Here is a 26,720-nt window from a genome sequence, read left to right on the forward strand (position 1 = left end):
AAACCTAATTATTTAAATTTAACCGTTCGATATGCCGAGAATTTTTTCAGCTTTAAAAGTTGCGAAATTAATCTGAGAATTTCTCTCTTGATTTTTAGCGATAGACTTAATTTTTGCTTTTGTTGCAATCTTACCTGTTTCTCCGCCTCATGGCGGACCGCTCGATCTTCCTCCAAATGGCTCGGGAAATTATCATATTTGCTATGTAAATAAAAATCTTGAGCGCAAATTGCAGGTGTTATCTGATAAGACTTGTATTTTCCATACTTCACATCACGACCAAACAAGATATGATCCACAGGAACTAACTCGGGCATATTTTGAATAATCATCAAAAAGTGTTCTGCTGCTTCTCTTGATAGGATATAACCCGCCCCGCCTAAATGCATGGCTTTCAAATGATATAAACTTCTCCCATCCTTTATCAATTTAGGAAAAAAAGATAAATCGACTTCTTTATCAAAAGCTTCTAGCTTGATGATATGAACATCATTAGGAATCCAGGAAAAATCGTTAAAAAATCGCTGTATATTTTTACCCAGGTATACATCATCTTCAAAAATTGCAATGTAATCGAAATTCTGATCAACAATTTTTTTCCAAAGCATAACATGGCTCAATAAACAAGCTACCTCACCATTTGTTAAAACACCTTTACGAGTTAAATCGATTCCTACACTTTTAGCAGCATCCAAAGCGGTTGTTGGTGTAATCGCATCATAAAAATTAAAGGCAATTGAATTTGTTTTAAACTCTTCACAAATATGCTGTCTTCTTTCGGTTGCTGAATCCAGACTAATAACAAAAACACTCATCTAAGAAACCATCATATAGTTATTGAAGAATATAAACTAAGATTATATACAATTAAAAAGTAAAACTTAAACCTAAGTCATAAGACTCTTCTATTTCAAATATAACCACATGATTTAATTACATTTTCAATAGAAGAGTGAAATTTAGTCTTTTTTACTCATTATAAATTTTAATTTGGTTTTATACGGTAGCTGCGCAAGTTGAATAAAAACCCGACTTAATTCCCTGAGTAGCTTTTCTACACCTTTAGGCTTAACTTTTTCTTTATCGCGCCATTGCAAACTAGTTTTAAATTTTTGTTCCTCAGGATTCAAAATATAATCCTGAATACATAAAGTAGGGTTCAGTTGGTAGATCCCCAATTTACCTTCATGGATATATTTTCGGAAAACAATTTGGTCAACATGATCAAGTGCATCTTGATTTTTCATATATTCAAGAAGTGTTACAGCACCTTTATAGGATAAGATATATCCAGCTGCACCTAGATGCGGTTTTTTCAATCGTCTCAAGATAAATTCTTTATTGTTAAAAACTTGTGTTTTTTCCAAGTCTAAAATTACACTTTTATAAGATTTTTCCAGTTTAACAATATCAAAATTCAACCAGTCAGCGTCCTTCAAGAACAACTCTGCATCATCACTTAAATGCACATCATCCTCAAAAATTGCAATGGCAGGCATTTTTTCATCAACAGCTTTTTGCCACAACGATACATGGCTTAATAAACATGCCAATTCATTCCGAGTGAGATCACCCTGACGAATTTTGAAATTAATTTTTTCGGCTTGAGCATCAATCTGAGAAGGTTCAATTGCATCAAAAAAATGAAATGGAATATTTTTTTTCCCGAATTGATCTTCGATATGGGCTCGACGATCAATTGCAGATTTTAAGCTGATAACAAAATTTTCCACACTTTTTCCTTATTTAAACCCAACTGACTTAAAGAAAATAAGATTTCTAATCTGTTGAAAAATTCGACTGAGCTCTAAAATAAGCTTATCTAGTCCAGTTTTTTTATCATATTTTCTTCTGGTTAGACGTTCTTTATACAAATGGCTTGCAAAACGTACACTATCTTTTGTCGAGAATAGCGTCACATCCTGAATACACAAGGCGGGTTTCATCTGATACACAGATAAGACATTCTCTTGAATCAATTTTTCAAACATTAAGTGATCTAAGGCTATCAACTTGTCCAAAGACTGGATATAGCTGATTAATTGTTTTGCACCCTGTAAAGAAAGGATATAGCCCGCCGTCCCAAGATTCTTACTTCGAAGTTCAAAAAGGGCTCTATCGGGATCGCTATTAAATGTTTTAATCTTTTGCCCTAGAGCAACTTTTTGAGTAAATTCTTCAATTTTAACCAGATTCCAGCTTTGATCTATCCATGATGCATCACTCAGAAATTCTTTAACATTTTCCCCTAAGTAGATATCATCTTCAAAAATAGCCATGTGTGGAATATTTTCAGTAATCATTTTCTTCCACAAAAAAACATGACTCATGAAGCATGCAACTTCACCTTTTGTTAAAGACTGCTCATCTATTTTTAGATTGAGTTCTTTAGCAAAAATAGCTGCTGGCTCAGGAGTCAAAGCATCAAAAAAGTCAAAACTTATACTTTTTTTACTAAACTCACTAGAAATATGTTCTCTACGTTCAATTGCTGTAGAGAGACTGATAACAAATTTTTTCATAGTAGTAAAAAGCTGAAGATTGCCAACATTTTACCCTTTTTTTAGATAAGCTTCACCACCAATTCTTGGAGATGACAAATTTGCCCTATTTTTGAGGAATATCAAGAAGAGAGTGCTCGAAATACATCCCTTTTTCATAATAATGACTCAGGGTTTTTCTCTCCTTGCCTGCGAGCTTAATCAGCTTTGGCATTTCAGCAGGCGGGTGATGAATTGCCATATCAATCAGTACTTTTTCTTTCACCCATTGGTGTTTCACCTGAAAATACAGTGCATTTTTATCGCAGTTAATGAGGCACATACTAGGCAAATGCTGACGCATCACCTTCTGACAAGCCACATACGCCACCAGATACTCCAGACGACCAATATGCTGAAACAAATCCTGATAATCGGGTTCAGTTTCTTTCAATTTTTGCAGATAAGCTTTCGGGCTTAATTCAATCGCAGTCACCAGTTCATCAAACCAGTACTTAAAAAATGGATTTTTTGCTGCACTTGCCAATAACCAGTTTTCTAAAACAGGAAAATTTTTGATGGTGGTATTCTTGGCCCGATAATAAGCAAAACTATGGGTATGGGTCTTTTTAACCAGCGCCTGAATCCAGTCCAGACTTTCATAGACAATAGTACTGGCATCTAACCAGATCCCGCCATATTGATAAATCAGTTCAAAACGGAGCAGATCAGCCTTTTGTTGCGGCGTTGCTTTGGGAAAACGACCAAAATCAATATCACAGAAGTTTTTGACGGTATCTGGCGTAAGAAAATGGACTTCATAATCAGGATTGGTCTTCTTGACCTGTTCTACACATTTTTCCACAAATCCGGCCAGTGGACCTTCCCAATACATCCAGATTTTCTTGGGAATAACCGCATCAGGAATGGTCGGATTAAGCACGATCAAATCTGCTTCATTGTCGATGGCTGGATTCACCCCTCTCTTCTTGTTCGAATACATCGTATAGAACTTCAAGAGATAGAATATTTTTTTAAATATTTTCATACAGGTTACTCAGCCATATCTTCAAATCACCTCATTTTTTTACTCAGGTGATTTGACTGGACAATATTAATTAAAAATAAAGATGCTTGAATGCGTAAAAGCGATCACGCCACATACGTTTCTGTTTTTTTAAGCCATGTGAGGCATCACGCTTTTCCAGATCCTTACGCTGAATGCCCTGTGTTGCAACCGTGCCCAGAATATCACTATCCAGACCCGCAGGTTTCACGAACGGCTGCCAAACTCCTAAGCCTTTGCCATTTTTACTGAGCCAGCCCTGGAAGAAGATATCGACAGGCACATGAATCTCTTTACCGAGTTTGACAAACTCCTCAGCGCCTTTTCTTGACCAGACCAGCCCCACCCCCCGGATCGGGAAATAGTAGGCATGCCATAAGTTATATTGCTCGATCTGTACAATATCTTTGGCAAGCTTCTTCTTTTTTGCTGCCAGATTCACCACATACCAGTCTAACTCTTTATGTTGATCCAGATAGTTCAGCAGTGATTGCAGATTATTTTTAAAGTTCGGTAGAACCTGAATATCATCTTCCAGCACCACCAGATAATCGGCATCTGTCTGAAGGAATTTTTCCACACAGCCATAATGGCTCAGATAACACCCAAGCTCGGAGTTGATCAGGCTACGTCCTAAAATGCGCTGCGCCTCGGCATCATCATATTGTTTAAATTCAGACAGCGCTTTGCCACGGCCATCGTAGGCAGAAAAACGAATAAACGGCCAATCTTGTTGCTGCAACTGCGCGGTTGCACTCGCCAGACGTTGATCACTACCATCTAGGTTAATCAGATAAGTTACAACTTTCATTCTTTATCCTTCGGCTGTTTGCGCCAATAAAACGTGGGGTAAGTAGCCCGCCAATTTCTGATTTAAAGCCGTATAAATCTGCTGTGCTGCAGCATCGCTCAACTGATCCAGACTTTGCATGCAGCCATATTTGATCTGCGCATTGTTCAGGCTGTGCAAGAAGCTATTTAAACTACTTTCATTCTTTAAATAAGCAATCTCAAGATCAGGCTTTAACACTGCTTCATTATGCTTAATCTTTAAATGATTCATCAATGAAATCGGGTTAATCTGCTCGACACTGCGGAATTTATACTGGATCTGCTTTTCCAGAAACTCCGGATGCGCAAGCAAATAGTCTTGCAGGATGTTACGGTCCACTGCATGCGGATAATGGTGAATCTCAAAAAACTTTTTAAATCCAAGCATATCTGCCCCCAACATTTGCGCAATCATATGTTTGGGTTGAATCGGCTTGGCAAAATACTGATTTAACAATTGGCGGTACCAGAGTTTGGCCTTGAGCGCAAAACTACTTTGCCAATGACCATAAATCACCATTTTCTGGTCGATAATAATATCCTCTAACTGCGCTGGCGCATTAAAGAAAAAATCGTCATTCAAATAGAAAAAGTAATCTGATAACCCCTGGATATTCCATAGCATGGTTTCAATCGAACGGGTATTGAAGGTGGGTAAATATTGTTCATAACCGGCAAAAATTTCACGGTGATCCACAATCCGGATCTTGCCGGCTTCACAAATGCCGTCCGTGACAAAGTCATCAATCCATTGCGGTTGCTGCGCATCGGTCACAATGTAAATATGACGGCAAAATGGAACGTACTTTAAAATAGATGCAACGTTATAGTAAATTTCATGGTTACTGGCAAAGCGGGTATCACTTACCGCATCAGAGGCTTGTGCCTTCCCCTGATACTGTAGGCGTTTTTGCTTTAATTTTGGATCATTACCATCTACCCAGGCAATCACCACATCAACCGGTTGCATCATTTCACTCATCAATTCACTCTTAAACAATTAGAAAGCACGAAAATACGGCTAAAGATGTTTAATCTCATCTCCTATGATAACACCACTGATCTGTTTAACGTCAGCCTCTTTTGGTAAGAGCATTCGACGCTAAAAGATGAATCATTTCATATAAATCAATATATTATATTTATTGAGTATTTTGTTGTTTTACACCGTATCGTTCTATCATGTGTTTATCGTATTTTCCCTATCTATGAAGCCAAGCTTAAATCTCACAATCCTTAACAAAATCAAACCTTTTGGAATAAGACAGTAAAGAAAATCTGTATATTTTTATTAGACGAATTTAAGCATATTTACTATAATTATCGATTACTTTTTCGGGATTACACCTTTTTTTAAAATGATTAACTATGACTATTTTGAATATCAAGCCAAAGTAATTAGAACTAAATTTGTTTCAGATAAAAAGTATCTCACTAAACGTTTTATGTGTAAGTTGGGCTATGCGCCTGACTTTGGCGCACCCAAAAGCTTTAATGAAAAAGTCACGGCGCGCATGATCTATGAAAGAAGTCCGTTACTGACCAAGCTGGCAGATAAATGTGCCGTCAGAGATTTAATTTCAGCAAAAGTAGGAAATGACTATTTGGTTCCTCTGCTTGGCGTCTATGCCTGTGCTGATGAAATCGATTTTGAGCAGCTACCGAATCAGTTTGTGCTGAAATGTACGCATGACAGTGGCAGTGCCAAGATTTGCCGTGATAAAAGCAAACTTGATGTCACCACGGCCAAGGCTAAAATCAAAGATCACATGAAAAAGAACATGTATTTCAGAAAACGTGAGTGGCACTACAAAGACATTTGCCCCAAAATTCTGATTGAACAATATGTAGAACTCTATGTTGATCCTGTCAGCAAATCCACCATTACCACATGCCGGGTACACTGCTTTGAAGGCCGTCCAGAATATCTGGAAATTGATGTACAAGATACCCAAGGTAATGACTATTCAAACATGTATGATACTGAATGGAACTTACAGCCCTTTCGTGTCGATCTGAAAGATAACTCACCCGATGCTTTAGCCAAACCACCACAATTGGAAAAAATTATTGAATTGTCAGAAAAACTCTGTTTTGCGTATGGTTATAGTCGAGTAGATTTCTTATTATCTCAGGATCACGTTTACTTCAGTGAAATTACGCTCACCCCAAATGCAGGACGAATGGTCATTACACCGGTAGAATGGGATTTAAAACTCGGTTCACTGTGGTTATCCTATTAACCGTCCATCATGTATGTCGAATCTGTTAGGTACTTATGAAAATAGCGATTGCTGGAACTGGGTATGTCGGGTTGTCAAATGCAATGCTATTTGCACAACACCATGAAACCGTTGCCCTTGATATCCTACAAAGTAAAGTAGATTTACTGAACAACAAGGTGTCACCGATTCAAGATCATGATATTTCCCTGTTCTTAAAAGAAAAACAACTGAATTTTACAGCGACTACAGATCAGCAGCAGGCTTTTCAAGCTGCTGATTTTATTATTATTGCCACGCCCACCGATTACGACCCACAGACCAATTACTTTAATACCCAAAGTGTTGAGAGTGTAATTCAGGATGTACTGACCATTAACCCAAACGCGACCATGATCGTCAAGTCAACGGTTCCTGTGGGTTTCACCGAGCAAATCAAACAAAAATACCAGACCGAAAATATTATTTTCTCACCTGAATTTTTGCGTGAAGGCAAAGCCTTACACGATAATCTCTATCCATCCCGCATCATTGTGGGAGAGCAGTCTGAACGTGCCCAGCACTTTGCAGATTTGCTGGTAGAGGGTGCACTCAAGCAGGATATTCCAGTATTGCTGACCCATTCAACTGAAGCTGAAGCGATTAAGCTGTTTGCCAATACCTATCTGGCGATGCGGGTGGCCTTCTTCAATGAACTGGATACTTATGCACAAAGCTTCGGACTGGACAGCAAGCAAGTGATTGAAGGCGTCTGTCTTGATCCGCGTATTGGCAGTCATTATAACAATCCCTCGTTTGGCTACGGCGGTTATTGCCTGCCAAAAGATACCAAACAGTTATTGGCCAACTATAACAATGTACCAAGCAACCTGATCAAGGCGATTGTTGATGCCAACCGTACCCGTAAAGACTTTATTGCCGATTCGATTATCGCAAGAAACCCGAGTACGGTCGGTATTTATCGTCTGGTGATGAAAAGCGGTTCGGACAATTACCGTGCCTCGGCGATTCAAGGGGTGATGAAACGCCTGAAAGCCAAAGGCATTGAAATCATCATTTATGAACCCACCTTTCATGAAGATAGCTTCTTTAAATCGAAAGTTACCCAGGATCTAAACGAATTCAAGCAATCATGTGATGTGATTATTGCCAATCGCCTGTCGAATGACTTACTAGATGTACAAGATAAAGTTTATACCCGAGATATTTTTGGAGGCGATGAATGAAAGTTCTAGTCACAGGCGCTGCTGGATTCATCGGCTTTAGTGTTGCACAAAAACTGCTTGAACGCGGTGATGATGTGGTCGGTTTTGATAATTTTAATGATTATTATGATCCATCCCTGAAAGAGGCACGTGCCCAGCAATTACAGTTACTGGCTGAACGCAACGATACAGGCAGTTTTACCCTGATCAGGGAAAACCTTGCCAATAAAGCAGCGGTAGATCAGTGTTTTACAGAACATGCTTTTGACCGTGTGATTCATTTGGCGGCACAGGCCGGTGTGCGTTATTCGCTGGAAAATCCGCATAGCTATGTGGAAAGCAACCTGATTGCCTTTACCAATATCTTGGAAGCATGCCGCTACGCAGCAACGCCTCACCTGACCTATGCCAGTACCAGCAGTGTCTATGGCGCCAACACCACCATGCCCTTTAGCGAACAGCACGGCGTTGACCATCCGCTACAATTTTATGCAGCAACCAAGCGTGCCAATGAGCTGATGGCACATAGCTACAGCCATTTATTTAAACTCCCGACCACAGGCCTACGTTTCTTTACCGTCTATGGACCGTGGACACGCCCAGATATGGCTTTATTCAAGTTCACCAAGCATATTTTTGAAGGCAAACCGATTCCAGTGTTTAATCATGGCAACCATACCCGTGATTTCACCTATATCGATGATATTGTGGAAGGCATTATCCGCACCAGCGACAAGATCGCGACACCTGATGAAAACTGGGACAGCAACCATCCGAACCCTGCGACCAGCAATGCCCCGTTTAGAATCTTTAATATTGGCAACAATCGTACCGTGAAGCTGATTGAATATATTCAGGCCATTGAACAAGCTGCGGGTAAAGAGGCGATTTTAGAGCTGCTTCCGCTACAGCCTGGTGATGTGCCGGATACCTTTGCCGATAGTTCGGCACTGGAAAACTATGTTAACTACAAGTCAGCCACCTCGGTTGTGGATGGCGTGAAAAACTTTGTGGACTGGTATCGCCAGTATCACAATATCTAAGTCCCTAAATATAAAAAAATCAGGCAGAACGCCTGATTTTTTTATGCTTGTCATCCCTGCTTTAGAAATGACCCGTACTAGACTTATTGCCAAGACTCTTTGATCCAGTCGGATGGCAACACATAGCGATACCATTTACCGCCACCACCGCTGATCGCGTCAGGTGGGTTGATCTCACCATGGAAAATAATAATTTTTGCACCTTTCGGCTTAACTGGCGGCTGGAAGTAAGCAAAAGGAACTTTTCTTAAACAATGGTATTTATAACTCTTGCACCAGTCTTTATCCCAATAGCTGAGCTTGCCTTCTTTATGCATAAACCAAGACAGATATTCCTGCTCGTTACGGAACTTCTCGCGGATTTCATCAAAGTGCTCGCGGAAATATGGCAGGACGTCAGGGAAAGCACCCAGTTTAAAACGATAAACCGAGCTGTTGCCGGTAATCCGCCACGGACGTTTCCAGTCATGAATCACCAGAAACTCACCTTCGGCTTGAAAGAAGCAATCAATATTATCGACAATGACCACATCCAGATCGATAAACAACGCATTACCTTTTAAACCATACAAATCAGGTTCAAAGGTCGAAAGCTTGTTCCAGCCGCGTTCAGGGCTGCCTGCCGGCAGATCCAGCGACGGAATCGGGAAACATTGAATAGCAGGGTCAATGCCTTCGGTACGGTCCGTCAGGCAGACCATTTTAAATGGCAACGTCAGATGACGTTTGACCATGTTATAGAGACGGTTAACGTACTCGGCACCATATTTGGTTCCCCATTTCATACACAAAATGACATTGTCTTCAGGAGTTGCCGAATCTTGTTGAATATCTACCATCTGATAACCTTAATTGCTTGAGATATGCTGTTCCGCTTTATGATAAAACTTAAAAACGTTCAGACATATGCACTGAATATAGTGCCATCTTAGCATACAGCCTAGGCATTTTTTTACTATTAATTCGTCAATAAAAAAGCGAAGCCGAAGCTCCGCCTTTGTACTGCTTTGAACTTATTTGATATAAGTTAACCAGTGGGCATATTTGTCATTACGGCCTTGAACCGCATCAAAGAACGTCTTCTGGATTTCAGTGGTGATCGGACCACGTGAACCACAACCGATTTCACGGTCATCATACTCACGGATTGGCGTCACTTCAGCCGCAGTACCGGTAAAGAATGCTTCATCTGCAATGTAGAATTCATCACGGGTGATACGGCGCTCAACCACTTCATAGCCTAGATCTTTAGCAATGGTAATCACGGTTTGACGGGTAATCCCTTCCAGTGCACCACCCGCTAGGTCAGGGGTATGTAACACACCATCCTTGATCAGGAAGACGTTCTCGCCTGCACCTTGGCAAACAAAGCCTTGTGGATCAAGCAACATGGCTTCATCATAACCCGAGCGTGCCACTTCCTGATGCGCCAGAATCGATACCGTATAGTTACCACATGCTTTTGCCTTACACATGGTCACGTTCGGATGATGGTGCGTGAATGAAGAGGTTTTTACACGAATACCGCGTGCCATGGCTTCTTCACCGAGGTATGCACCCCAGCCCCATGCTGCGACTGCGGCATGAATGGTATTTTCTGTCGCTGCAATGCCAAGCTTTTCAGAACCAATCCAGATCAATGGACGTAAATAGCAAGATGCCAGTTTATTTTCACGCACAACATCGATTTGTGCCTGTTCTAATGTCGCTTGATCAAATGGAACATTCATTTGATAAATTTTTGCTGAATTTAATAAGCGCTTAGTGTGATCTTGCAAACGGAAGATTGCGGTACCATTCGGTGTTTCATAAGCTCTGACGCCTTCGAAGACACCCATGCTGTAGTGTAGTGTATGAGTCAGGACGTGAATTTTTGCATCACGCCAATCAACCAATTTTCCATCTTGCCAAATAAAACCATCACGATCAGCCAAACTCATCGCACATACTCCATTTTCTTTTTTACACAATTATTCACTTTCCAATGCTTGCGCAGTTGGATCAATTAATCTTTGCCATAACTTGCAAACGATCTCCCGGGTATCGCGCCAATCCGCAGCATTGACTTGCATAGATTGATTTGCAAGCGCTAGACGGTGGCTCTCAGTTCGTTCACGGAGATAAGCGTGTATTAATGCTGTGGCATCTTCACTGGATAAGCAGCCTGCTTTAGCAGCATCTTCTAGAATTCTTACATTATCGGAAAAATGGGCGAGATCTGTATTCGTCCCACTCCATGCAAGCACAACATACTGTGCCATAAATTCGATATCAACGATACCACCTGAGTCCTGTTTTAAATGAAAAATACCATGTTTTTTTTGCTCAGTAGATGATCCCAAATGATCTTTCATCTTTTGACGCATTTTTAACACTTCTTCACGTACTTCATTTTCATCACGAACTTGCGTCAGGATTTGGCAGCGAATCTGCTCAAATTGCTGGCATAAACTTTGATCCCCCGCAATCGAACGGGCACGGACTAAAGCCTGATGTTCCCATAACCATGCGTTTTTCTGCTGATACTGTTCATAGGCTTTTAAACTGGTCACCAGCATGCCTGCTTCACCCGAAGGTCGAAGACGCGTATCAATTTCATAAACACGTCCATCCAGGGTTTGCGTGGTCATCAGTGACATAAACTTCTGTGCCACCCGAATCGCAAACTCGGCCCCACTAATGCCCTTACGGCCATCGGTTTCACCTTGCTCTTCAAGCGCATGGATAAACACCAGATCTAGATCTGAGCCATAACCCAGCTCGATGCCGCCTAATTTTCCATACGCGATCACAGCGAAGCCTTTACGATCCAGACTACAACGTTGCCCATCATTCCCCAAAGGATAACCATGCCGTGCTGCGACCGCTTCATAGGCCAAACGTAAGGTTGCCTGTACACTCACTTCGGCAATATCGGTCAGTGCATCCGATACTTTCATCAACGGACTTTCTGCCAGCACATCACTGGCAGCGACGGTCAGGACATTGCTCTTTTTAAATAAGCGCAATACCCGCATCTGGTCTTCAACTTGGTCAATCTCGATGCGCAACAATTGCTGACGTAAAGAGTCTTCGAGGTCTTTGCGTTGTGGCAGACCAAAATCCATCGACAGGAATTCATCGAGTAAGACTGGATACTGCGCCAGTTCTTCACAAATCCATGGGCTGACGGTCGACATTTTTACCAGTCGCTGCAAGGCACCGCGGCTTTCCATTAACATCACCAGATATACGGTACGGCGCAGTACCGACTCGACCAATGGCATCAAGCGCAACAAAGCCACTTGCGGCTGATCCGACTGTAAAATCGCTTCAATCAAATGCGGCCAGAATTTCTTTAACCGTTCCAAAGCACTAGCAGGAATTTTACGTAAGGCTTGCCCATGCCAGAAGTTCTGAATCAGGTTTCTGGCATTGTCATCCAGTACCGCATTGAGTTTTTGTTCAAGCTGGACAAAATCATCCACCGGCTCAGCAAACTCTTTTTCCTGAATTAATTGCTTAAACTGGACTTTGACCTTGTCGCGCTTCTGGTTTAACACTTCAAGGAATGCTGCCCAATCGCTAAAGCCCAAGGTATCCAGCATCCGCTGTCTCAGTTCGGGTTCGGTAGGCAAGGATTGAGTCTGCTGATCATTCAAGGCCTGAATCGCATGTTCCACCCGTCTTAAAAACAGATAGGCATCTTCCAGATCAATCACCGCTTGTTGATCCAGCAACTCCGCTTCACCTAAATGATGTAAATTGATCAAACATTGACGATCTTGCAGTTCACGCTTCGATCCGCCGTAGATGAGCTGGAACACCTGCACAATAAATTCAATTTCACGAATTCCGCCTGCGCCGAGCTTAATATCTTCTTCAATATTACGGCGCATGACTTCACGCTCAATCATCGCCTTCATTTCACGCATGGCAGCGAAAGCGGAATAATCAACATAACGGCGGAATACGAACGGACGCGACATGTCCAATAACTCTGAACCTGCTTTGCCACCCGTAATTACGCGTGCCTTAATCCAGGCATAGCGTTCCCATTCACGCCCATGCTGGCTCAGATATTTTTCCAGCCCGCTATGGCTAATGGCCAAAGCCGAACCATCGCCCCACGGACGCAAGCGCATATCGACGCGGAACACAAAACCGTCAGCAGTGATGTGATCGAGTAGATAAATCAGTTTCTGTCCCCACAAAATACAGAACTGCTGCACATCAATACATTTACGCCCATTGCTTTCGCCCTGTTCATCGAAAGCAAAAATCAGATCAATATCACTGGACAGATTCAGTTCTTGTGCACCCAGCTTGCCCATTCCGATGACAATCAGATCCTGCAACTGGCCTGAATAGCCGATCGGTTCACCATGTTTGGCCAATAAAGACGGTAAGGCAAAAGCTTTGGCAGCACAAATAGAGGCATCGGCAAAATCAGACAGTTCACGGGTTAGCGTGACCACATTGGTCAATTGATTGGCATCCTGCCAGATCCAGCGGAACATCAACTTGGCACGCAGCACACGTAAGGCTTTCATCCAGGCCTGTTCATTGCTGATCTCAGCCACAGCCTGTTGAACTTTTTGATAGATGGTTTCAGTCGATAATGACTCAAGGAATTGATCTTGGTGATAGTCTTGTTCTAATTCTGCTTGGTATAAATTTAAAACCTGTTCAGCATATTGGCTTGCAACCAAGGTTTTTTGTAGCTGTTGCGCATTCATATCAAAAGGCTCGACTGATGTCATCTCATCTTGGTTAGTTATATCAGTTACAAGCTTATCTTTAAAATCACTTTAGACTAATTTTGCTTTGGTTTTCGCTTGAGTTGTACACAAATCAACCTGCTCACGCTCTATCGGGAGCAGTACCGTAAATACCGTGCCTTCCCCTTCATTGGAAGTCACATTGATTTCCCCCAGATTCATTTCCACAAAGCGTTTGCACAGGCTTAAACCCAGTCCGGCACCTTTCTCTCCTGCGGTGCCTTTATAGCTCATGGTAATGCGCGGCTGGAATAAATTCTTGATTTGTTCCGGGGTCATACCCAACCCCGTATCTTTGACATACACCTCAACATAGGTACCTTTATGTTGTGCCTGAATATAGACTTTGCCTGAGCCATCCACATCGGTAAATTTCAGGGCATTGGACACCAGATTCTGAATCACCGAGGTGATCATGTTCATATCGGCATAGACTTTCAGGTTTTCATCGACTTCATTAATCAGTTCAATATTCTTCTTGATCGCCAGTGTTTTCAGAATATCGGTCACAATATTGGTAATCTGGCGCAACTTGAAGTTAATCGGATGATAGACAAAGCGCCCACCCTCTGCCATTGCCCAATTCAGTAAGCTTTCCAATAGGTTATAGGTCGACTGCGAAGTATCATAAAGATAATCGGCAATATTCTGGATGCTCGACTCGTCTAGGGTATCACGTTCTTTGGCCAATATTTCCGCAAAACCGAGCAAACCATGAAATGGTGCACGCAGGTCATGGGAAATAATGGAAAAGAATTTGGTTTTACTAAAATTCAGTGCAGCTTCTTGTTCGTATAATTCTTTGAGTTCATCGTGGTTAAATTTCAGTTCCAGCTGTTGCATGAAGTTAATGCAATGCTCTTGTAGCAATTGTTTTTGTAACTCACTAAAGCCTTGTGCCGCTTCATCAAACAGAATGATATAACCGAGTGAGGTTTGATCCGGATGCCTGAGATGTAAGGCAATCGCTGACTGGACTTTCTTTTTAATCGGATGTAAAAATGCCAATAAGGTCTGATATTGTGGATGATCACAGTCGACCAGATCGCCATTGACGAAAAGTGTATTTAGGCTTTTGCTAATTTTGGAGGTATCTATTGCTTGTAATTTTTCAGGGCAACGATGCCACAGATAAGGTTCCTGATGAAAAGCCAGCAAGGCCGTACTGGCTTGCATGAGTTTTCGATTGAACTGTAAAAATTGCTCAAGCAAGTTCTGCTCTGAGTTTAGCCCCAAAGAAAGAGATATTTTACAAGCGCTTAGCTTCTCGGCTTGCTGTAGTTCTAATAATTGAATCGCCATTCCCGCCTCTCGAATATTTTCGTTATACGGTTCTTTACGTTTTATAGAAAAAATGTGAAAACTATCACTTAGTATTAACAAACTTTAACAGAAAAGGCAATTGTTGATTTAATCAATTCGCAACAAAACGTGAAATTTCATTGAATTTTAACTTAGGCCTAGTCTAACATTAACAATAGATAAACTACCTCTATTACTTATTTTATTATGTCGCTGCAACTTTATTAGTTATTCAAGAGCAAATTCGTCTTATTCAGATATTTATGAATAAAGAGTAAATTCAGATATTTATGAATAAAGAGTAAAAAAAGCTCTCTTAAGAGGACTTATTTCTATTGGTCAGCAAAATAATTGTTTTTGGCTTATCCATTGCTTCATATTTCATATTTGCCTCATTAATTTTTTTAATAAAATTATCTGCTTGCTTGAGTTTATCCTCAAGTATTAAGAATAAAAATCCAAAAAATATAAGAGCTGAAGATATAACCACCATAATTAAGGCAGTTATAAACTGTACATCTTTTAAATTTATTAAAAGCAGGAAAAGCATTGCACCAGAAGTTGTGAAGATAAAATATCCAATTACAAATAGAAATCGTCTCCAAGTTGGTGTTAGAAACAAAAATGGGGTAAAACATAAATCTGACTCTAAGTTAAGTGTGTGACTCTTTTTATAAGTTATAAATTGATAGCCATCATCAAACAAAGTAACCATATGATCAAAATTGACTAAATAATTCTGATGCAACTCTATAAGTTTATTGACCAAGTTATGGTCTACATTTGGGCTTTTAGCAAGATCCTGAGCAGCTCGATCTAATACGAGTTGATTGGTCTGCCCTTTATCAAAATACTTTTCAAAATATTGAATACTCGAAGTTAGTCTGTCAGAGATTTTTTTATGCTTTAGGCTCGTTATCTCATGCCTTTTAAGAAACAATGTAATTATAGCTGCTAGAGCACCTGCTATAGGTGCAACGAGTTTCCAATCAATTTCCATCTGACATTACTCCTTCACAAACAGACTCGGAATAACGGGCATCCCACACCACTGAGCTATGCTGTTATAACTTCTTCCTAAACTTTTAAGCAGATCCAAAGCTTTGCCACCTTTTTCAGCTAAATCATTTGCCTCAGTTCCCACTTCATTTGCTTCTTTTAAAAACTTAGCTAATTTCTTCATACCATTAGAGTCTTTAACATCTTCAGGATTATCTGAGTTTCTATTGTTTTCTAAAGCGTTTTGAATAATTGCAAGTTTATTCTTCAAAGCATCACTATCAGCAAGATCGATCAGCTCCTCTAGATCATCATTAGATTTTAATATCTCCGCTTTATGATTGATCACTGTGGATTGCGAGTTATGTAATTGGTTAATTATCGTAACTGGCGGATGGGAAATAGGAGAGAGTGTTTTATCTACAATGGCTTCCAAACTCAATATACGTCCTTGTTGTAATGCAATAATCTCTTTTTGGGACTCAACTTGGAACTTCACTAAATTCAGTTGATTCTTGAGTTCTAGAGCTTTTAAAGGTGAAATAGCAAATTCATCTGGGCTTGTTTCCCCTTTTAGCACTAACTCGTAGTCGTGTAGAGCTTTTTCAATCGTTTCGATATTTCCATTTTCAGATTGAATGACCATCCGTACATTCAAATCATGCTGTTCAATTCTAACGGTTGCATTTTGTTCAGGATATTTATCTCTTAAGACTGTTCCAAAATAGCTCAGAATACTTAATCCAGCTTGGTAATATTCTGGTTCAAAAGTAATACATCTATCAATTTTAATATTTTTTTCATCTCTACTCGATGCATCGTGAGGAATTTCTTGTATCTTAATATCTAATTGGTCATTACCAATTCCTAAAATCAAAAAAGGATATTGAAACTTAAGTGGAGATACTCTTTCTAATCTTCTCGCAGCTCCTTTTACTCCTCTATATCTATTAATAAGTGTATTAAAATTAGAATATTTGTTTGCAGAGAAATTTAAAGTTAATAAAATGGGTATTGATACATCTGAGTTTTTATGCCCCAATTCAATATCATTATATATCCATGACATTAAATTTGATGACATTGCTATATTCGACGATACTATCCTTACAAAGCAGTTATCTTTAGCTAGACCTAAATTTCTAAGCAAAATTGATTCATTTGATGGATGATTTATAGAGCGTTCATCAATCCACCCTAATTCTGACAATGCTTTTCCAAAAATATCTCTCTCAGATGGAAAATCACGACCTATTTCATGGGATTCAGAAAGATATTTATTTATATTAGACTCAAGAATATTACAAGCTTGAATTATCTCATCTAACAAATTTTTATGATTTTCATTAAAATTTTCCCATGCGCCCAGATAACTTAAAACTTCATTAATATACATTTATTAACTCTTATAAATTTAACATTGTTAATTTGATGTATTTATAACATTTTTATTATTCTAAAAAAATATTGAACGAATGAACTTATGTTTATTCTTTCAAAAGAACACTTAATCTGTTTTTTTGCCCCAAAACTCTCAGCAAAATTTCTTTACCTAAGTCAGCAAAATCGCATGTTGTGCAGGATCCGCTGATCCTAAAGTTTTAATAACAAAAACCCAAAAATATCGTAAAAAAACAAAACGTTAGATATTAAAAAACCCCAAGCCTTTAATACCAGCTTGGGGTCTTTGAATCTTGGTCCCGAGGGTCGGGATCACAGTAATGTAAATGATTCAAAGAGTTATATGCATAAGTGTGGAAATAGTGTGCAAATCTCAGATAAATGAGCGAAATATCAGGAACATAGAAACAATGGTTTAAGGAGGGTTTTAGCCACCTGTTCTTAAACTTTAGGTCATGAAAAATAGAGGTTACAAAAGTTACAGATATTTATTTATATAGTTAAATATATGATTATTATTAATAAAATATATAAAATATAAAAGTTACATATAGGTTACTTTGAAGTTACATGTAACCTCTTTTCGAGGTTACAAGCTGTAACCCCTTATATATATGATTTATATAGATATTCTATCTTTTTAAAAAAATCCGTAACCTCATGTAACCTCTATGAAGTTACAAAATATATTATTAATAATCATATACTTACATCTTGTAACTTCTATCATTTTTAAGTTGTAACCTCTAAACACCTATAGTTTTCAGGTTTAATAAATCTCTTAATTTCCCTATTTTTTATTTAGTGCATTGGATTGCATCAAAGCGCATCTAATATGAAATTAAAAAAGGGCTCTAAACCTTATGAAACATAACGCTTGAACATAATTTCTCTGTGCATCAAAAATGAGACATTTAGCAACTGCGCAGGCGGGAGAGGAGACTGCGTTTGCCCCTCCTGCTCCTGTCTTAGCTTGCTTTGGTCCTAAGGAGATTCCCCCCTTTCACTTCCATGTCCTTCACGAGTTAAATACAAGCGAAAAAAAGCCACGCAATGAATTACGTGGCCTGATAAAACTAAAATAAATATATAATTTGTATACGTTTTTTGCTATAATTCAGGTATCTATAACTTTGATTCAGAAGAAATTAAGTCATATTCTTTAAAACGAATCACCTCTATCCCGAGTTGATCGTTTATTTGTTTTAATAGATTCTGATAATAAACAATTTCATTGTAGTAAAAGACTCGGGCTGCCTTCTCAATATCACCAAATCCACCCGAGTTCTGCGGTACCACCCCCATGAGTTGAGGTGGGATTCGATGCCCTGCCAGCTGGTCATCTCGACTGGCAATCTTGATATTATAAAACTCATCTTTAGCAGCTACTTCAGCCAATGGAATTACATTGAGCCCTTTCTCTTTTCCACCAGGTGTATAAACCAATAAGTTTTTAAAATTGCCGGCACCTTTGGAATTTGCCAGTGAATCTTCAAGGTCATCTACATCCTTTTGATTTTTTAAGGCATCAGTAATATGTAGAATAAAACCAGCATGTGCACCATTCTTGTAATAACGTCGACGGAACAGAGTTGCAGCTTCATTCAACAGAATTGCATTAATACTGCTCAAATAATTCGGCACTCCATAGATTTCTTGAGTGATATCTACATCCGAAACATGAATAATTTCATGCGGCTCAAATTGATGTTGTTTAGCTTGAAATCCATCTAATTGATAAAACGACTTTAGATCTAAACCCTTCCTCATATTGATTGCTGGCCGTGAAGTAATTTTTAATACTCCACGGAAACGGTTGTATTGAATATGAGCATAAGAGTTTGCATAGGTGATGAGATTCAAAGCCAATAAATTGAAATCATGGCGACTTAACAACGGATGAGGAATAAAATCATTAAAAAGAATATTTCTTTTGATGACGATAGCACTAGTATGGTGACTTGTTCCACGGTACAGCTTGGACGTGGCCACAATGTCATAAGGTAGTTCATACCATTCCTGCCATTCTGGACAATAACCATATTCGAATAATGTATGCCCATCCAGTACCGGCTCTGGATCTCCAAAACTTCTTGTTAGTATTTTGGGTGCTGGGGCTGGTGTGGCAATAGTTGTAGATGGATTGTTTACTGGAGCATGGTCCACAGACATTTGCTCCAGACTTGGAAATAGGCTTGAGACAACTTTGTCCAATATTTTCATGAATTAAATACTCTGATACGGCTTTGACGTGCGCCTTGATGTTCTGGATCTGGAATATGAATAATTGGTGCTTTCTCCAATCCATTCATTACTGCCCAGGCTATGTCACCGTGTCCCGTTTCAGCACTTCGACTTGTGACAAGTGTTTTATTACCCCCGCCACCAGTTAATGCCTTTTTGATCGACAAAAATGACTTAGCCACAATTTGCAAACCGGCATCAAAATGCAGTCTGCGTTTTTGGAATAATTCTTTAACCCGGAGGCCCATACGAATTTTTAATTCTGGTGTGTAGTTCAATCGGGTAAGCTGCGGAAAAAATATCTCAACGTGTTCTGCCACGGCCAAGCCATTCCCTGTATTATCAATCCCAATAAAAGTGACGTTGTAACGCCCGCAAACCTTTTTGATATACAAGGCCTGTTCGCTGGCCTTCATACCTTGAAATTGTTTAATTTCTAATATGCGATATGGCTCAAGTGGAGTAGTTGGCGGGGCAATTACTGCGAGGGCTGCATTATCCCCTGTGAATGATGGATCGTAACCGAGCCAAACTTCCCCGGCGTAACGTGGATTTTGATTTGGAAAAAAGTCCTTCCACACCTCCCAGCTGTCGACCATGTTAGGGACGATATCTTTAAGTGGGAAATAAGATCCTGAATCATCAATAAACTCACAATCGAATAGATTGGCAAACTCTTCATCGCCATATTCGGCAAGCAGATCCTCACGATCAAATAGATCACAGCCTTTTTCTTCGGCATCTGTCAGCGTGACAATCTGCCTTGTTTTTCGGTCAGCACATTTGACTGGGGCTTTCAAAGCCGACTTACTGACATCGATCTCAATAGGCAATTTTCGCTTGCTGTCTTTACCAGTCCAGAAAGCATAAGCTTCATGCAAAATACTGGAGGGAGTCGACATATAAATTTGCTTATACATCTTTTGGGATGCCATCGCTGAAGCGACTTTTTTGAACTGTAAAAATTTACGAATCCAAAAGAATTCATCCATGATGACATCACCATGGCGGCCTTGGGCAGTAAGGGCATTGGTCCCTAGGTAATAAACTGTAGCTTGGCCATTCGGGCCATTAATCACAATCGGATCACCAGTCAGATCCAATCCGATCACATCGAGAACAAAAGCCTTGATATACTCAACGAACTGATATGCCTGCGCCTTTGATGCAGACATAAAGATTTTATTCTTGCCAGTTTTGAGTAAATCGATTAGAGCCCAAAGCGCAAAAATATATGTGGCACCAATCTGACGGGACTTTAATAAAATAAAAATACGAGACCAGGAAACGGCATCCATCCATTCCTGTTGATAAACGTATAAAAATTCCTTGAATGCTTCTTCAAGTTTTTCCAGATCCTCGAGCGTAATTTCATTTTTAAGTTTTCGCTTTTTAGGTCCAGCGTTCCTATTCTCAAGATTCGGATTGAGATCCGTTTGTTTACCAGACTCTAAATATCTATTGATCCTCGCCCATCGTTCAAACTCTTTGGAGATCCGTTCCATTTCTTTGTAATTGGCATTACTTTTATTTTCCATAAAAGTTAAGGACATATAACGGATTTTTAGTGCAATTGTGATGTCATCAAATACATCCGATTTTGCCCATTGGTCGCGCTGTTTCCAGCTTTCAACAGTCGAACGATTTTCCCCAGTGTGATTGGCGATTTCTGAGACAGACATACCCATCGAGAAAAGTATTCTTCCCTGCTGTCTTGGGTTCATTAGTTCTAGGAACGTCGGCGCATTTGTATTCATGTGCCTAATGTTGCGTTAAGCAATGAAATTCTTAGAGTGATGCATTCCTGATTAAGCGTTAATCAGGATAGGTCAGATTGCATGCATACCTACGCTCAAAGCAGACTGCAAGCATCTTAAAAATGAATTGCGGAATATTAAATGGAGCTACCAGGAGAAGGACGAGTAATCAAACGTTTTCGTGTTGCTCGTGAAGGGCAAACTGTCGATGGTCGTGAATTAGTACGTCAAGAAATCCAAGAAATGGCCGATACATATAACCCAGAGCATTATGCGGGTCGTATCAATATCGAACATTTTGGCGGTTGGTCCCCTGAGCCCCCTTTTAATGCTTATGGCGATATTTTGAAAGCTGAAGCGGAGGAAATTGATGGAAAACTTCATCTTTATGTAACGATTTCAGCTTTGCCAAATTTTGTGGAAATGAACAAAAAAGGGCAAAAAATTTACCCTTCTATTGAGTTCTACCGCAATTTTGCCGGGACAGGGAAAGCCTATCTTGTTGGTTTAGGTATGACCGACACCCCTGCTTCATTGGGTACACAAGCCATCAAGTTTTCTGCAAACCCTCACTCGCTCAGAACCCAACCTGATTCGGAGATTTATATCACCATGTCTGAAAAAACAAATGAAGGGAAAAGCTTGCTTGATCAGCTCAAAGAAGCATTTACCCCAACGCCAAAGCCTCAAGATTCATCCGCTATTAGTGATGAATTGGCAGGTGCTTTAACTCAAGGCGTAGTCCAGTGTTTGAACGGTATTAAAACTTTAGCTCAAGAAGTGAGTGGACTTAAACAATCGTTAAGTAATCCGCCTGCAGTAGCTCCAGAATCTCAAACACCAGCTGCACCTGCTGTTCAAACTCCAGCTGCAGCTACCCCTGAATTGCAATCAAATCAGCAAACAAGTCCAGCTGCTGTAAGTCCTGAACTGACACCAATTTTGCAGCAACTCTCCCAGGGCCTGAACGATTTAAAAAATCAGTTCAACACACTCAGCACAACCCCGATGAACCCACCTCCAGCACACACTGGTGGCGCAGCAAACACTGTCGATTACTAATAGGAATTAAATTAATATGTCTGTAGTTTTACAACCACAAGCACGTCAGCTATTTGAATCCTATAAAGCTGACATCGCACGCGCCAACGGTGTGGAGAGTGTTCTCCATACATTTGCAGTCAATCCGGTACCACAGCAAAAAATCATCAAGGCTTATCAGGAACAAGCCGACTTTTTAAAATTGATCAACTATTACCAAGTTGATAATGCCCGTGGTGAAAAAATTGGATTAAGTATCGGGACAAGTATTGCTGGTAACACCAACACCAATGTCCAGGAACGTCAACCAACTCCAGTTGGGAATCTGGAACACTTGGATGAATATGACTGTACTCAAACAGATTACGATGTTTCGATGAAATGGGCTTTGCTGAATGCTTGGCGCCATCATCCAAACTTCAAGCAAATGCTGCAGGAACTGATTATTCGTGCCGTTGCATTAGATAAGCTCTGTATCGGCTGGGATGGTTTATACCGTGCTCCGACTTCAGACCGTATTGCCAATCCTCTTTTACAAGATGTGAAGCGTGGCTGGCTGCAAAAAATTCGTGAAATTGCCCCAGAACAACACTATGCCGGTGAAGATGTAAATGTCGGCGGTACTGTCGTCAAAAAAACCCTTATCGGCGCTGGTAATGAATACAAAACTATTGATGGTTTAGTGGAATATGCAGTCGAAGAATTTATTGCTGACCAGCATAAAGATAGTGGACTAATTGCCATTTGTGGCCGTGGAATTTTAAGCGATAAATATTTACCGCTTTTAAACACAATCCAAGACCCTACCCAACAATTGGCTGCCCGAACTATTTATGCGAACAAGCAGCTGGGTACTCTACCTGCGATGCACGTTCCAAAATTTCCGGCTAAAACCATGCTGATCACAACTCCTGACAACCTGTCGATCTACATGCAGAACGGTACCTTTAACCGCTCTATTGCTGATCAACCATCATGGAACCGTGCGGTAGATTATCAATCTGTGAATGAAGACTTTGTAATTGAAGATTATACAAAGGCTGTACTCATCGAAAACATTGAGGTTCAATAATCATGCCAGTGAATTCTATGCGCCAGTATCGTGAGAAGATGCTGGCAGAACGGGCAATTAAAGCCCAACAAAGCCCCGATCCACGAGTCAAACGCACTATTGCGGTTGACTTGGCCTCGGGCCCTGATCAAACCGTCCAGATACCTGCTGAACTGTTAAATCAGGGCAATCAGCCAAATATTGAATTACGAATGTTCAATCATTTGAATACTCTGGCGGGTGTGAAATCAATTCAGGAAAAAATTGCAAAAAAAGCAGAATGGCTTCCTGAATATGCTGGTTTTATTGATGGATGTCTGGCAGTTTCACCTGCCCCACAAAATACAACCTTAGTTCATTTGATGATCTGGGCGTGCGATGTCAACGATTTTGAACTTGCTGTCAAAATTGCTGAATATGTTGTTTTGAATGACATGGTGATGCCTGAAGGTTATTCGCGCTCAACGGCTGAATTTGTCACAGAACAATGCGCTGAAGTCTTTATCGATGATGAAGATCTGGCAATCGCAAATGCGTCCATCATTCAACGCATCATTAGCCTTGGTGATGGTGAACCTATGGTTGATGAAGTACGCGCCAAAATTTATCGTGCCCTCGGTGATGCATTGAACCAGGCACAACCAAATGAAGCTGTAACGGCTTACAAGAATGCACTTCGATACAATCCAAAAGCAGGCTGTAAAAAAACATTAGAGCAGCTTGAAAAACGATTGCGTCAACATGCAACCGGGTCGTCTCCCGACGCCACTGTCGGCTCGCAGGCAGATTCAACAGCAGATACAAATGCTGCTGGATCTGATCCTGCGTCCACCGACTCCAAGCCTCAGGAGTAATCCATGTTACTAAACGCACCTGTCCAGAATGCTGAAGTCGAAAATCCAATACCTGAATATCCGAATATCAGTATTACGGATCTACTTGGGCAAGTGCGTTTGGATCAGTCCAAGGGTGAGCAGCTGCTGTCTGAAAAAATCCTTTTGGCCATGGATATCATTAATGGCGATTTAAAAGGAAACGTAATCGAAACAGAGGAACAGATCCGCAAATATAAACGTGCTGTGAGTTATGAAGCCGCAGCCCTCATTTGTGAAGATAACCTCGATTTTGATACTACGACCACAGGCCAGGTGCGTGGTGAAAACCAACGCGATAAAGCTGACTCACTCCGCCGGATTGTTCAACACACAATAGCCGATTTAACCAATCGTCCACGTAACCGGGTACGACTTGTATGAGAGAAGTCAAAGCGATCCAGGGAGATACCTTGGAGTCAATTGCCTATCGGTATTACGGTACCAAAGCGGTTGAAATGCTACCGGCTTTACTTGAGGCAAATGCGTCAATAAATCAAATCTTTTTGAACGAACTTCAAAAAATACAATTACCAGAATTATCCAAAGCCACAGCTCCACAAATGCTGAAACTTTGGGATTAAGGGGATGGTCATGAATGACCCTATTAGCATCAAAGGCCTACCATGGTTTATAAAAATCGTTGCCGCAATCATTGGGGCTATCTTGGCCCTGACTCTTAGCGGTGATATTGACATCGAGGGGCGATTAACACTATCCAAAGGCTTACTTCTTAAATTCACATTCAGTTTAGCGATAAGCGTCTTTGGAGGTTCGGCCTTTATCGAATACTTTGGCTTAACACATTATTCGCACCCTGCCCAAGGCATCGTAATGTTAACGTTCGCAGTCTTTGGCTTGTTATTCGTGGGAATTTTATATCAATCCTTTAAGTTAATGGATGGTAAAAAACCTAGCGAACTCATCAAAGAAATTAAAGACACTTTCACTGCGATTTTTAAATGAAAGGTGGACTGAATGAGTTTGAAAATTTCCTTGGACCAAATTGAGCAACAGGCGAAAAACCTCCAAATTGAAACTGCGGCATTACGTGCAGTTATTGAGGTGGAATGTAAAAGCTCAGGTTTTAACAAAGATGGTTCCCCCGTTATTTTGTTTGAACGCCACATCATGCGTCGTCGATTAATTGAAAATAAAAAGTCAAAGATCGCTGACGAAATGATGCGAAAACGGCCCGACCTTTGCTCGAAAACTTCGGGGGGTTATGGGTTAGAGTCAGTACAGCACTTAAAGCTTCAGGATGCAGTCAAATTTGACCGTGTAAGTGCATTGGAATCTTGTAGTTGGGGACTTGGCCAGGTCATGGGATATCACTGGTACACGCTTGGTTATGAATCAATACAAGATTTTATAAATGCGATGTACAAGAATGAGGCCCATCAATTGGATGCAATGTGCCGGTATATCAAAGTAAATAATTTAATTAATGCTTTGAAAAACAAAGATTGGAAGGCCTTTGCAAAAGGCTATAACGGGCCAAACTTTAAAGCTAATAGCTATGACATCAAGCTGGCCAATGCATACAAACGTTTTGCAGGTTAATCATGAAAGCCCTCGCCCCCCTAAAAACATTTTTGGCTCAGAAACTTTCTTTACTGACACCAGACAAGTGTCATCTTTTGATCGTTAATGGCAGCCAGAAAGAGGGCTATTTTGATTATACCGCCCGGGTTATGTTGCTTGATTATCGCGGAGATCCGATCGAAGTGATTATGCAGATCAAGAACTGGCTTAAATCTAAAAATTTACATTTAGATGCTGCAGGTAAAGATATCCAGATTTCATTTAGTTCCGAGGTAGTTGATTCTGAAACTTTCGACTTAGAAATTGATTTCCCTCAACGCGATAAAATCGTTTTTGATCAGTCTGGTTATCATATTTGTCCACCTACCGTATGGTGCGACACGCGTGGCGGTTTTTTCCCTGTAGGTGAGCAATGGACGCAACAAACGGATTAAATCATTGGCTGGATCAACTTGCTGTTTTACTTGAACCATCACAGCGCAGAGAACTTACACGCAAACTTTCACAAGGTTTAAGAATTCGTTTTCGTGAACGTATCATGGGGCAACGAAATCCCAATGGGAATAAATTTATTCCACGTAAACGCGACCAAATTGGAAAAATTAAACGCAATGCTGCAATGTTTCAGAAGATTGGCAGGCAATTAAAAACTGAATATTCAGAAAATCATGCAGCTGTTGGTTTCGGTGGCCGTACTGGTTTTGTTGCCTCAGTACACCAGGAGGGAAAAACTATTATGCCGAGCAAGAATGCAAAGCCAACGCGCTACCCGCTCCGTGAATTAGCGGGGTTTAGCAAAGATGATGAACAATGGATTAAGTCAGAAATTTACAATTTTTTTAAAACTAATAGCTTAAAAAAAAATAACTTGTTAAGATCCTCGAGAGAATAATTTTTATTA

26 protein-coding genes are annotated in these 26,720 nt (G+C 40.3%); 12 read left to right on the forward strand and 14 right to left on the reverse strand.

Annotation, left to right across the window (positions count from 1 at the left end; all coding sequences use genetic code 11):
- Positions 1 to 8: 8 nt before the first annotated feature.
- The 6 genes from J699_RS05685 to J699_RS05660 all read right to left on the reverse strand — a co-directional run bounded on the left by J699_RS05685 (position 9) and on the right by J699_RS05660 (position 5,359).
- Entirely contained in the window at positions 9 to 815 is an 807-nt protein-coding gene (locus J699_RS05685) for a glycosyltransferase family 25 protein (RefSeq protein WP_032870104.1), read from the reverse strand.
- A 144-nt stretch (positions 816 to 959) separates the two neighbouring features.
- Positions 960 to 1,733 (reverse strand): glycosyltransferase family 25 protein, encoded by a 774-nt coding sequence (locus tag J699_RS05680; protein ID WP_032870106.1) that lies wholly within the window; start codon positions 1,731 to 1,733, stop codon positions 960 to 962.
- 9 nt (positions 1,734 to 1,742) lie between these two features.
- Positions 1,743 to 2,522 (reverse strand): glycosyltransferase family 25 protein, encoded by a 780-nt coding sequence (locus J699_RS05675; protein ID WP_032870108.1) that lies wholly within the window; start codon positions 2,520 to 2,522, stop codon positions 1,743 to 1,745.
- Between the two features lie 85 nt (positions 2,523 to 2,607).
- On the reverse strand, positions 2,608 to 3,528 hold the full coding sequence (locus tag J699_RS05670; protein WP_032870111.1) for a glycosyltransferase family 32 protein: 921 nt from the start codon (positions 3,526 to 3,528) through the stop codon (positions 2,608 to 2,610).
- Positions 3,529 to 3,598: 70 nt separating this feature from the next.
- Positions 3,599 to 4,357 (reverse strand): glycosyltransferase family 25 protein, encoded by a 759-nt coding sequence (locus J699_RS05665; protein ID WP_005289053.1) that lies wholly within the window; start codon positions 4,355 to 4,357, stop codon positions 3,599 to 3,601.
- 3 nt (positions 4,358 to 4,360) lie between these two features.
- A complete protein-coding gene (locus J699_RS05660; protein WP_032870113.1) occupies positions 4,361 to 5,359 on the reverse strand; it encodes a Stealth CR1 domain-containing protein in 999 nt (332 codons plus the stop codon).
- Positions 5,360 to 5,735: 376 nt separating this feature from the next.
- On the opposite strand from J699_RS05660, the gene J699_RS05655 reads away from it, so the two are divergent.
- The 3 genes from J699_RS05655 to J699_RS05645 are packed head-to-tail and all read left to right on the forward strand — an operon-like array spanning position 5,736 to position 8,847.
- Entirely contained in the window at positions 5,736 to 6,620 is an 885-nt protein-coding gene (locus tag J699_RS05655; protein WP_032870115.1) for an ATP-grasp fold amidoligase family protein, read from the forward strand.
- 35 nt (positions 6,621 to 6,655) lie between these two features.
- Positions 6,656 to 7,825, forward strand: a complete 1,170-nt coding sequence (locus J699_RS05650; RefSeq protein ID WP_032870117.1) for a nucleotide sugar dehydrogenase — start codon at positions 6,656 to 6,658, stop codon at positions 7,823 to 7,825.
- Positions 7,822 to 8,847, forward strand: coding sequence for an NAD-dependent epimerase (locus J699_RS05645; RefSeq protein WP_032870120.1), 1,026 nt, complete (start codon positions 7,822 to 7,824; stop codon positions 8,845 to 8,847). The genes J699_RS05650 and J699_RS05645 overlap by 4 nt, the downstream gene beginning before the upstream one ends.
- Positions 8,848 to 8,930: 83 nt before the next feature.
- Here J699_RS05645 and J699_RS05640 read toward each other — a convergent pair whose 3' ends face one another.
- The 8 genes from J699_RS05640 to J699_RS05605 all read right to left on the reverse strand — a co-directional run bounded on the left by J699_RS05640 (position 8,931) and on the right by J699_RS05605 (position 21,310).
- On the reverse strand, positions 8,931 to 9,686 hold the full coding sequence (locus tag J699_RS05640) for a hypothetical protein (RefSeq protein ID WP_005226841.1): 756 nt from the start codon (positions 9,684 to 9,686) through the stop codon (positions 8,931 to 8,933).
- 174 nt (positions 9,687 to 9,860) lie between these two features.
- Complete coding sequence (locus J699_RS05635) at positions 9,861 to 10,787, reverse strand: branched-chain amino acid transaminase (RefSeq protein ID WP_005226840.1); 927 nt, start codon at positions 10,785 to 10,787, stop codon at positions 9,861 to 9,863.
- Between the two features lie 30 nt (positions 10,788 to 10,817).
- Positions 10,818 to 13,589, reverse strand: coding sequence for a bifunctional [glutamate--ammonia ligase]-adenylyl-L-tyrosine phosphorylase/[glutamate--ammonia-ligase] adenylyltransferase (gene glnE / locus J699_RS05630; protein ID WP_079281820.1), 2,772 nt, complete (start codon positions 13,587 to 13,589; stop codon positions 10,818 to 10,820).
- A 48-nt stretch (positions 13,590 to 13,637) separates the two neighbouring features.
- Positions 13,638 to 14,909 carry a sensor histidine kinase gene (locus J699_RS05625; RefSeq protein WP_005226836.1) on the reverse strand — a complete coding sequence of 424 codons (1,272 nt, stop codon included), beginning with the start codon at positions 14,907 to 14,909 and terminating at the stop codon, positions 13,638 to 13,640.
- Between the two features lie 316 nt (positions 14,910 to 15,225).
- On the reverse strand, positions 15,226 to 15,909 hold the full coding sequence (locus J699_RS05620; RefSeq protein WP_032870124.1) for a hypothetical protein: 684 nt from the start codon (positions 15,907 to 15,909) through the stop codon (positions 15,226 to 15,228).
- A 6-nt stretch (positions 15,910 to 15,915) separates the two neighbouring features.
- Positions 15,916 to 17,304: a hypothetical protein gene (locus J699_RS05615; RefSeq protein WP_032870126.1), complete on the reverse strand. Its 1,389-nt coding sequence runs from the start codon at positions 17,302 to 17,304 to the stop codon at positions 15,916 to 15,918.
- Positions 17,305 to 18,434: 1,130 nt separating this feature from the next.
- A complete protein-coding gene (locus J699_RS05610) occupies positions 18,435 to 19,481 on the reverse strand; it encodes a phage portal protein (RefSeq protein ID WP_406935431.1) in 1,047 nt (348 codons plus the stop codon).
- Between the two features lie 47 nt (positions 19,482 to 19,528).
- Entirely contained in the window at positions 19,529 to 21,310 is a 1,782-nt protein-coding gene (locus J699_RS05605; RefSeq protein ID WP_032882872.1) for a terminase large subunit domain-containing protein, read from the reverse strand.
- Positions 21,311 to 21,451: 141 nt separating this feature from the next.
- On the opposite strand from J699_RS05605, the gene J699_RS05600 reads away from it, so the two are divergent.
- From J699_RS05600 to J699_RS05565, 9 genes are read left to right on the forward strand one after another with little or no spacing between them, the layout of a single operon-like run.
- A complete protein-coding gene (locus J699_RS05600) occupies positions 21,452 to 22,372 on the forward strand; it encodes a GPO family capsid scaffolding protein (protein ID WP_032882873.1) in 921 nt (306 codons plus the stop codon).
- A 16-nt stretch (positions 22,373 to 22,388) separates the two neighbouring features.
- Positions 22,389 to 23,423, forward strand: coding sequence for a phage major capsid protein, P2 family (locus J699_RS05595; protein ID WP_032882874.1), 1,035 nt, complete (start codon positions 22,389 to 22,391; stop codon positions 23,421 to 23,423).
- A gap of 2 nt (positions 23,424 to 23,425) precedes the next feature.
- Positions 23,426 to 24,256 (forward strand): phage terminase small subunit, encoded by an 831-nt coding sequence (gene gpM / locus J699_RS05590; RefSeq protein WP_032882875.1) that lies wholly within the window; start codon positions 23,426 to 23,428, stop codon positions 24,254 to 24,256.
- 3 nt (positions 24,257 to 24,259) lie between these two features.
- Entirely contained in the window at positions 24,260 to 24,658 is a 399-nt protein-coding gene (locus J699_RS05585) for a head completion/stabilization protein (RefSeq protein ID WP_005289091.1), read from the forward strand.
- The gene (locus J699_RS05580; protein ID WP_032882876.1) at positions 24,655 to 24,858 is read left to right on the forward strand and encodes a tail protein X; all 204 of its coding nucleotides are present in this window, start codon (positions 24,655 to 24,657) and stop codon (positions 24,856 to 24,858) included. Before J699_RS05585 ends, J699_RS05580 begins: the two co-directional genes overlap by 4 nt.
- 10 nt (positions 24,859 to 24,868) lie before the next feature.
- A complete protein-coding gene (locus tag J699_RS0218785; RefSeq protein ID WP_032882877.1) occupies positions 24,869 to 25,240 on the forward strand; it encodes a hypothetical protein in 372 nt (123 codons plus the stop codon).
- Between the two features lie 12 nt (positions 25,241 to 25,252).
- Entirely contained in the window at positions 25,253 to 25,837 is a 585-nt protein-coding gene (locus tag J699_RS05575; RefSeq protein WP_032882878.1) for an N-acetylmuramidase family protein, read from the forward strand.
- A gap of 2 nt (positions 25,838 to 25,839) precedes the next feature.
- Positions 25,840 to 26,253, forward strand: a complete 414-nt coding sequence (locus J699_RS05570) for a phage tail protein (protein ID WP_032882879.1) — start codon at positions 25,840 to 25,842, stop codon at positions 26,251 to 26,253.
- On the forward strand, positions 26,232 to 26,711 hold the full coding sequence (locus J699_RS05565) for a phage virion morphogenesis protein (protein WP_050441696.1): 480 nt from the start codon (positions 26,232 to 26,234) through the stop codon (positions 26,709 to 26,711). Before J699_RS05570 ends, J699_RS05565 begins: the two co-directional genes overlap by 22 nt.
- Positions 26,712 to 26,720 lie beyond the last annotated feature (9 nt).

The sequence above is a fragment of the Acinetobacter sp. 1000160 genome (genome assembly GCF_000588715.1).
Classification (GTDB): Bacteria; Pseudomonadota; Gammaproteobacteria; order Pseudomonadales; family Moraxellaceae; genus Acinetobacter; species Acinetobacter courvalinii.

Coding starts and splice junctions, on each gene's coding strand:
- J699_RS05580 (WP_032882876.1), top strand. CDS start 24,655: ATGAGAGAAGTCAAAGCGATCCAGGGAGATACCTTGGAGTCAATTGCC.
- gpM (WP_032882875.1), top strand. CDS start 23,426: ATGCCAGTGAATTCTATGCGCCAGTATCGTGAGAAGATGCTGGCAGAA.
- J699_RS05645 (WP_032870120.1), top strand. CDS start 7,822: ATGAAAGTTCTAGTCACAGGCGCTGCTGGATTCATCGGCTTTAGTGTT.
- J699_RS05675 (WP_032870108.1), bottom strand. CDS start 2,522: ATGAAAAAATTTGTTATCAGTCTCTCTACAGCAATTGAACGTAGAGAA.
- J699_RS05655 (WP_032870115.1), top strand. CDS start 5,736: ATGATTAACTATGACTATTTTGAATATCAAGCCAAAGTAATTAGAACT.
- J699_RS05635 (WP_005226840.1), bottom strand. CDS start 10,787: ATGAGTTTGGCTGATCGTGATGGTTTTATTTGGCAAGATGGAAAATTG.
- J699_RS05685 (WP_032870104.1), bottom strand. CDS start 815: ATGAGTGTTTTTGTTATTAGTCTGGATTCAGCAACCGAAAGAAGACAG.
- J699_RS05585 (WP_005289091.1), top strand. CDS start 24,260: ATGTTACTAAACGCACCTGTCCAGAATGCTGAAGTCGAAAATCCAATA.
- J699_RS05610 (WP_406935431.1), bottom strand. CDS start 19,481: ATGTCTGTGGACCATGCTCCAGTAAACAATCCATCTACAACTATTGCC.
- J699_RS05605 (WP_032882872.1), bottom strand. CDS start 21,310: ATGAATACAAATGCGCCGACGTTCCTAGAACTAATGAACCCAAGACAG.
- J699_RS05595 (WP_032882874.1), top strand. CDS start 22,389: ATGTCTGTAGTTTTACAACCACAAGCACGTCAGCTATTTGAATCCTAT.
- J699_RS05620 (WP_032870124.1), bottom strand. CDS start 15,909: ATGGAAATTGATTGGAAACTCGTTGCACCTATAGCAGGTGCTCTAGCA.
- J699_RS05615 (WP_032870126.1), bottom strand. CDS start 17,304: ATGTATATTAATGAAGTTTTAAGTTATCTGGGCGCATGGGAAAATTTT.
- J699_RS05570 (WP_032882879.1), top strand. CDS start 25,840: ATGAAAGCCCTCGCCCCCCTAAAAACATTTTTGGCTCAGAAACTTTCT.
- J699_RS05565 (WP_050441696.1), top strand. CDS start 26,232: ATGGACGCAACAAACGGATTAAATCATTGGCTGGATCAACTTGCTGTT.
- J699_RS05575 (WP_032882878.1), top strand. CDS start 25,253: ATGAGTTTGAAAATTTCCTTGGACCAAATTGAGCAACAGGCGAAAAAC.
- J699_RS05670 (WP_032870111.1), bottom strand. CDS start 3,528: ATGAAAATATTTAAAAAAATATTCTATCTCTTGAAGTTCTATACGATG.
- J699_RS05650 (WP_032870117.1), top strand. CDS start 6,656: ATGAAAATAGCGATTGCTGGAACTGGGTATGTCGGGTTGTCAAATGCA.
- J699_RS05625 (WP_005226836.1), bottom strand. CDS start 14,909: ATGGCGATTCAATTATTAGAACTACAGCAAGCCGAGAAGCTAAGCGCT.
- glnE (WP_079281820.1), bottom strand. CDS start 13,589: ATGACATCAGTCGAGCCTTTTGATATGAATGCGCAACAGCTACAAAAA.
- J699_RS05600 (WP_032882873.1), top strand. CDS start 21,452: ATGGAGCTACCAGGAGAAGGACGAGTAATCAAACGTTTTCGTGTTGCT.
- J699_RS05660 (WP_032870113.1), bottom strand. CDS start 5,359: ATGAGTGAAATGATGCAACCGGTTGATGTGGTGATTGCCTGGGTAGAT.
- J699_RS0218785 (WP_032882877.1), top strand. CDS start 24,869: ATGAATGACCCTATTAGCATCAAAGGCCTACCATGGTTTATAAAAATC.
- J699_RS05640 (WP_005226841.1), bottom strand. CDS start 9,686: ATGGTAGATATTCAACAAGATTCGGCAACTCCTGAAGACAATGTCATT.
- J699_RS05665 (WP_005289053.1), bottom strand. CDS start 4,357: ATGAAAGTTGTAACTTATCTGATTAACCTAGATGGTAGTGATCAACGT.